Annotated in this window: 4 protein-coding genes and 2 pseudogenes; 3 read left to right on the top strand and 3 right to left on the bottom strand. The window is 71.4% G+C overall.

Annotated features, from left to right (window positions below; translation table 11 throughout):
• Positions 1-889: 889 nt before the first annotated feature.
• Complete coding sequence (tal, locus tag N4P33_RS31705) at positions 890-2026, top strand: transaldolase (RefSeq protein WP_260830397.1); 1137 nt, start codon at positions 890-892, stop codon at positions 2024-2026.
• 506 nt (positions 2027-2532) lie between these two features.
• The gene (locus N4P33_RS31700; protein WP_260830396.1) at positions 2533-2805 is read left to right on the top strand and encodes a DUF3253 domain-containing protein; all 273 of its coding nucleotides are present in this window, start codon (positions 2533-2535) and stop codon (positions 2803-2805) included.
• A 105-nt stretch (positions 2806-2910) separates the two neighbouring features.
• Here N4P33_RS31700 and N4P33_RS31695 read toward each other — a convergent pair.
• Positions 2911-3215 (bottom strand): annotated as a pseudogene (locus N4P33_RS31695) (IS5/IS1182 family transposase); the annotation flags it as partial.
• A gap of 222 nt (positions 3216-3437) precedes the next feature.
• On the bottom strand, positions 3438-3764 hold the full coding sequence (locus N4P33_RS31690; protein ID WP_260830395.1) for a hypothetical protein: 327 nt from the start codon (positions 3762-3764) through the stop codon (positions 3438-3440).
• An 872-nt stretch (positions 3765-4636) separates the two neighbouring features.
• Between N4P33_RS31690 and N4P33_RS31685 the strand changes: the two genes are divergently transcribed.
• A complete protein-coding gene (locus N4P33_RS31685) occupies positions 4637-5524 on the top strand; it encodes a universal stress protein (RefSeq protein ID WP_260830394.1) in 888 nt (295 codons plus the stop codon).
• Here the strand turns inward: N4P33_RS31685 and N4P33_RS31680 are convergent.
• A pseudogene (locus tag N4P33_RS31680) lies at positions 5454-5757 on the bottom strand (cation:proton antiporter); the annotation flags it as partial. The gene N4P33_RS31685 and the pseudogene N4P33_RS31680 sit on opposite strands and share 71 nt — an antisense overlap.

The raw sequence follows: 5757 nt of genomic DNA, 5'->3' as shown, positions 1-5757 counted from the left end.
GTCATCGGACAGCCGCACGAGCGGCGCCGCCGCGGGTCCGTGCGGGGGTGCCCGTCCGCGCGCCGGGTCGCGACGACGGCCGCGTGGCCCGGCACGCGCGATGGCTCTGGGGGGTGGCTGTGGGGGGTGGCTGTGGGGATGTCTCTGGGGGTGGCTGTAGGTGTGGCTCTAGCGACGGTTCTGGTTACGGCTCAGGGGACGGTTCTGGTCGTGGGATAGGGCAAGGGACCTCCGCGGTACGGGAATTACTGCCTTTGCGACGGATCCCGCAGCGGGGCGGACAATGCGCCGCAGCCCCGCCGCGTCCCACCCCGCCCCGCCCGCGCTCCGCAATTGACTTACCGGTCGGCAAGTGATGTTTCCCGGGTCTTCCGGCATGAACGGCGGGGCCGGAATACCCGGAAGGGCCGTTACGGGCCCGTGCGCGCGGAACGAGGCACGGCGCGCGGCCCGGCACGGCCGGGCGCCGAGGGGCCGTTCGCACGCCCGCCCCGGGATCCCCGACCGGGCGGGGCAAGGGACAACAGGACGTTCGCCCAGGTGACGGGCGTTCGGCACCGGTCCGCGTACGGGATGCGGACAGGTCCCGTGCGGGGCCGTCGAGGACGGCGGAGTGGGTCACGCACGCGGTGCTCCCTCGGCAGACGGAGTGACGGAGTGGCCGTGCCGGACCTCGGGCCGGCTGTTCGCTCCGATCCTGTATCGAAAGCCGGTGCGGGCCCAATGGCGTCCGGCGCACTTCGTCAAATAGCCGCTACTTCATCAAGTCGATGACGGAACCACTTTGCGCCAATGTGCCACGTCACCCGTAGTTCATCTCGGGTCCAGGCGAATAGCCTGACGCAGACGCTTGAACTCGCGACGTTTCAGCAAGGAGTGACGACCCGCCATGTCCGACCGCCAGAGGCAACCGGGCGTGCTGGAGCTGGACGAACTGGTCGCGGAGGGCGTCTCGCCCTGGCTGGACGGACTCACCCGCGGCCATCTGGCCTCCGGCTGCCTGACCCGGCTCATCACGCGCACGGGGGTCCGGGGCGCGACGTCCGACCCGGCCGCGCTGGCGGCGGCGGTCGAGACCGACGACGCCTACCGGGAGCAGCTGGCGGGCCTGGCCTCCGACGACATCTGCGCCGCCGACGCCGTACGCGCGGTGGCGGCGTACGACGTCCGGTGGGCGTGCGACGAACTCCGGCCGGTGTACGAGGCGACGCGGGGCCTGGACGGCCTGGTGTCGATGGACCTGGACCCGCGCCTCGCCCACGACGCGGAGTCGGCCGTGGCGGAGGCGGAGCAGGCGCTGCGCGCGGTGAACAGGCCGAACGCGATGGTCAAGCTGCCGGCCACGGCCGAGGGAATCGCCGCGATCAGGGAGTGCGTCGGGGAGGGCTTCCCGGTCCACGTGACGGCGGTCTTCTCGGTGGCCCGCTACCGCGAGGTGCTCGACGCCTACGGGCAAGGACTCCGGCGGGCGCTGGCCGACGGGCGGCGGCTCTCGGCGCTCTGCTCGGTCGTCTCGCTGCCGGTGGGCCTGCTGGACGCCGAGGTCGACGCCCGGCTGGAGCGACTGGGCACCCCGGACGCACTGGCGCTGCGCGGCCAGGCCGCCGTGGCGCGGGCCCGCCACTTCTACCGGCTGTACGACGACTGGTTCGGCGGCGCCGACTGGCGCTCCCTGGCGGCCGCGGGCGCCCACCCGCAGCGTCTGATGTGGACGTGCGGCACCGAGCCCGGCCCACCCGCACCCCCCACCCGGTACGTGGAACGGCTCGTCACCTGGGGCACGATCACCGCGATGCCCCTGCCCACCCTGGTGGCGGCCGCCCACCACCTGCCCCTGAGCGGCGACACCCTGATGGGCCGCCACCAGGCGGCCACCGAGGTATGGACCCGCCTGGAGCACCTCGGCATCGAAGCCGACGAGCTCGCCCGAACACTGGAAGCCGAACACGCCCACCGCCTGGCCACAGCCTGGCGCGACCTGTACGCAGCGGTCGACGCGGGCCGCCACACGGCCCACCGTGCGTAACGGAACGGAGGCGCCGGGAGCGCGCCCACCGGCGGGCTACCGCACCCCCTGACCGCCTGACCGCCTCAGGGGAACGGTCACTTCAGGCAGTCCAGAATCTCCGGCCAGTCATGCGCCCTATGGCGTGCCGGCAAGAGCGAGCACCGGCGCGACTCAGGGACGGCGTCTGTGGGCACGACGAGCTGCGATGCGAGCCGAATCCACGCGCCGAGAACCGCCTGGTGGGCATCGGGCGCGAGGTGAACGTACCGCTGAGTTGTCTGATAGTTCTCAAGCCCAGCAGGTGCTGCACCTCGTACAGCGATACGCCCTTCTGTACCGCGCTGGACGAGGCCACCTGCACACGCGAGTTCACGACGGTCACCGAGCACTATCACGAGGCGGAGGCCCTGGCGGAGTCGACGCACCCGGGAACACCGTGAGCCGTCGGTCTGGCATCTGACCAGGAGAGTTCCGTGGGGAGGCAAGCGTCGCCCGCCCTTGCGAAGGGTGCGACACTGGATGACGTGGCGGAGACGGACCGGCAGCTCACCCAGCGACTGGAGCAGGTCATCATGAACCTGCTGGAGCGGCGTGCCGCCACGTCTTCGATCTGCCCCTCCGACGCGGCGCGCGAGGCCTACGAAGGCGACGACGAAGGCTGGCGAGCTCTGATGGAACCAGCCCGGCGAGCGGCCTGGAGCCTGGCGGCGGCCGGCAAGGCCGAGGTCACCCAGTCCGGCCGCCCCGTCACGGAAATCGACGCCCGCGGCCCCATCCGCATCCGCCGCCCGCGCTGACGGAGACCCCGGCCCGTACAGCCGTACAGAACCCCGGCCGGCTCACCCGCACGAGCCCGCAGCGGACGCCGGTCGGAGTTCGTCACCTCACCCACCACTCGGTCGCCTGCGTTTGATGCCTGTGGTCAGCCAGAGTCCACCGCCCTGGTAGACAAGATCCGCCAGGATGGGAATACCCTGGCGCTCGCAGATCCAGATGATCCGGTGGGTGCGGGCGGCGGTCAGGTGGTGGGTGCGGCCCGGCCGTTGCCGACCTGGTCGCACTCGGCGAGGGTGCCGTCGAGCAGGACGACGTCGGGTTCGTGCCCGCGGAGCGTCTTCAACAGGCCCGGTGCACGTTCGGCGAGCAGGTCGACGACCGCGCTGGTGTAGGCGGGGGCGGTGGACTCGCTGATCCCGAATCCAGCGGCGAACACCCCGCACCCACCCCGAGGGACGTCTCGCCGCGACGCCAAGGACCTCGCGCTGTACCGGGAGAAGTTCCGCCGCCGTCCGCCGGAGTCGCTGGACGAGCTGCACGGCCCGTCCCAAGGGATCGTGGAACTACCGGATGACCGCGCGTTTCCTCAGCTCGCTCCCCGCACCCGACAGGGCGGCACAGCGGGTCGGCCTCGTACGTCTGAGTGTGGTCACTATTCGGAGTCAGGGTGCATCTGTACCCACCGGCCGTCGATGAACTTCATCTCTACGCCGTAGTACGGCTGGGGCGGGGCAACCACCCGCTTGCCGCGGTGTGGCGCTGTCGGCGGCTTGGGGCGGCCAGCGGGCTGCACATGCGCCACGCCCGACTTCATTTTTGGGTCGCGCTTCCGCAACGCTTCGATTCTCTTGAGGAGTTCGGCGCGGCTGATGTCTTTGGGTACCCGGGTCACACGGGTCGGAGCCGCCGAGCGGTCTGGGGTCGACCGGCAGGCGCGGTGCACCGGCAGCCCGCCCGGGGCGAAGACGAGCTTCTTCAATAGGCGCTGCGGTGACCGCCCGGGAGGGTTCGGGCGAAAACGTTACGCCTCCAAGAATGGGCCTTCCACCGAGCAGGACGGTGGATCCACAGCGACAGAAACCGTGCGGCCGAGCGATCTACCCACGAATGCGAGACGGCGAAGTCCGCTACGGCGGCACTTGTGTACCGGACCGTGATCAAAGCGATGAGCGTCAGCCGGTGAGCAAAGACCTCGAAGGCCGTGGAGTGAGGAAGCTACCGCTCCTCGTGCCCTGAGGTAGGCATCACTCTTCGGCAGTCGAGAGCAGGCTGGCAACTGCCATGACAAGCAGGCGACGGCCACAGAGGGATGTGGGGGCGGCATGCACGAGCCAGGCAATATTCCGGCGGAGATGGAGCGGCTGCGAGGACACGCTGAACGCGCCTTCGTCGAGGTGCAGCGGGCGGATGCAAGGCAACGGCGTTGTGCGGAGTAGCCGGTGGCCTGCCGGCTGCAGGGATTGCCGTGTTGTCGAGTGCACACGGCATGCCCCCAATCGGAGTGTTCTCCCTAGTCCTGATGTGCCTACTGCTGATGGCGGCGACAGGGGCAGCGCTGCTCGCGCTGCGGCCCGTCGCCCCAAGGGCAGGGCTGCACACCGCCACCCCGCAGTCCGCCTGAAACAAGATCCCGGACTCTACGAAACACGGGGCAGCTCATGTCGCGGGGCGGCATGGCCGCAGGCTGCCGGGGCGGCACAGGGCCGGGGAGGCCGTCCTCGGACGCACACTCCTGCGGCTGGCGGGAAGCGCCGATCGGCCCTGCCATTGGCCTACAGGTCCCATGGCGGCAGGACGCGTGCCAGGCAAACCTGGGGATAGGAACCCAGATGTTCGAACGAAGGAGGCACGGTGGGCGGGTTGGTGGTCGTCGGTGTGGACGGGTCGGCTTCGGGGCTGGCCGCGGTGGAGGCGGCGGCGCGGGAGGCGCGGTTGCGTGGGGCGGGGTTGCGGGTGGTGCACGCGTTCTTCTGGCCTGCGATGCACGTGCCCCTGGGGCCGTCGCCGGTGGGCCCGCCGGAGGGCGGGCTGCGGAACATGGCCGACCGTCTGGTGCGCGAGGCGGTGGAGCGGGCGCGGGTGACGGCACCGGAGGTCGAGGTCAGTCATGTCGTGGTGACCGGTGAGCCGTTGACGGTGCTGGAGTCGCAGTCGCGTGGCGCGGAGCTGGTGGTGGTCGGCTCTCGGGGGATGGGCGGGTTTGTCGGGCTGCTGGTGGGGTCGACGGCGGTCCATCTGGCGGCGCACGGCCGCTGCCCGGTGCTGGTGGTGCGCGAACAGCCCCACGAAGGCGGTCCTGTCGTGGTAGGCGTCGACGGTTCCGCCGCGGGTGAGCAGGCGGTGGAGTTCGCGTTCGCCGAGGCTGCCCTGCGCAAGGCGCCGCTGGTGGCGTTGCACGCGTGGACCACGTGGAACGCGCCGCTGCCCCCACCGAAGGACGCGTCGATGCCGTACGCGAATCCGCCGGGTGCACTGGCCGGGGAGGAGGAGCGGCTGTTGGCGGAGGCGCTCGCCGGGCACCAGGAGCGGTACCCGGATGTCGTGGTGGAGCACAAGGTCGTGCAGGGTGGGACGCGGGAGGCGTTGATCGAGGCGAGCCGGTCCGCCCAGCTGGTGGTGGTCGGCGCCCGAGGGCGGGGCGGTTTCGCGGGGCTGCTGCTGGGGTCGGTCAGTCAGGCCCTGTTGCACCACGCTGACTGCCCCGTGGCGGTGGTGCGGGCGAGGGGTGGGCAGCGCTGACAGCGCCCGGCCGGCCGCCCCCCGGTGCTGTCCTGCGTGGCGGTGCCGGGCGGGTGGGCGCGAAGCGGGTGAGCAGGGGCCCGCCCACGGCCAGCAGCATCACGTAGGTGGTGACCAGGGCTCCGAGGCGGTCGTCCGTGGGGGCGGCGAGGCCGATGATGACGACGGAGAACTCGCCGCGGGCGATGAGCGCGGTTCCGGCCCGCAGCCGGCCGCGGCGGCCCGCGCCATCG

The organism is Streptomyces sp. 15-116A, from assembly GCF_025290915.1.
Lineage (GTDB): Bacteria > Actinomycetota > Actinomycetes > Streptomycetales > Streptomycetaceae > Streptomyces.
Note: the sequence above shows the minus strand (reverse complement) of the source record. Positions and strands in the feature narration are given on the sequence as shown.

What these genes read in the sequence shown, in the direction of transcription:
- tal (WP_260830397.1), top strand. Translation starts at nt 890, where the DNA reads ATGTCCGACCGCCAGAGGCAACCGGGCGTGCTGGAGCTGGACGAACTG.